Origin of the sequence: Helicobacter apodemus (assembly GCF_000765745.2) — a bacterium.
Taxonomy (GTDB): Bacteria; Campylobacterota; Campylobacteria; order Campylobacterales; family Helicobacteraceae; genus Helicobacter_D; species Helicobacter_D apodemus.
This window is the reverse complement of the sequence record NZ_JRPC02000124.1, coordinates 1-406: the sequence shown is the minus strand read 5'-3', so window position 1 is coordinate 406 and position 406 is coordinate 1. Positions and strand designations below refer to the sequence as shown.

Annotated in this window: 1 protein-coding gene; it reads left to right on the top strand. The window is 38.7% G+C overall.

From position 1 onward, the window contains the following. Window positions 1–406: LPD3 domain-containing protein (locus LS72_RS11180; RefSeq protein WP_462345074.1), on the top strand; the 406-nt coding region annotated here is incomplete at both ends.

Sequence of the window (406 nt, the reverse complement as noted above, 5' to 3'; positions counted from 1 at the left end):
AACCCATACAGACTACAAAGAAAGACCAAATATACAAGCAGTGCATAGGTTTAATACACCTTTAAGCATTAATGATAAAGAAGCCGTAGCAAAAATCACGCTTTTTGAAAAGAAAGTGGGCAATAATAGAATCTATACGCTAGAGTTAGAGGAGTTAAACAAGCCCGATTCCTTAGCTAGTGCGTCTAATAGCATAGAATCGGCAGTTAAAGCTCAATCAATGGGCGACATCGCACACGAAGCCCCTACTATTGCTAAAACTGATGAAGCCATTATACCACAGATACAAAACAAGTTTAAATATGATTTTACACCCGATGAAATGGTAGATGCGGATTTTATCGCAAAAGAGCCCGACATCACAAAACGCATAGAATACAAAAGGCACAACCAAAGAGCCAAGCAA